This window comes from Gottfriedia sp. ABJ_BB2_2, assembly GCF_055484705.1.
The window spans coordinates 1-237 of the sequence record NZ_JBVFKR010000056.1 but is presented as its reverse complement, the minus strand read 5'-3'; the positions used below and the strand labels follow the sequence as shown (position 1 = coordinate 237).

1 protein-coding gene is annotated in these 237 nt (G+C 60.3%); it reads left to right on the top strand.

Annotated features, from left to right (window positions below; all coding sequences use genetic code 11):
* Positions 1–237 (top strand): hypothetical protein (locus tag ACX6U0_RS21420; RefSeq protein WP_464961809.1); only part of this gene is annotated, 237 nt, incomplete at both ends.

Genomic DNA, 237 nt, shown 5'->3' with positions numbered 1-237 from the left:
CAGCAGGAGCAACAGGAGCAACGGGAGCAACAGGAGCGACAGGAGCAACGGGAGATCCAGGATTACCAGGAGCAACTGGAGCAACAGGAGCACCAGGAACAGCAGGAGCGACAGGAGCGACAGGAGCAACGGGAGATCCAGGATTACCAGGAGCAACTGGAGCAACAGGAGCACCAGGAACAGCAGGAGCGACAGGAGCGACAGGAGCGACAGGAGCGACAGGGGCAACAGGAGATC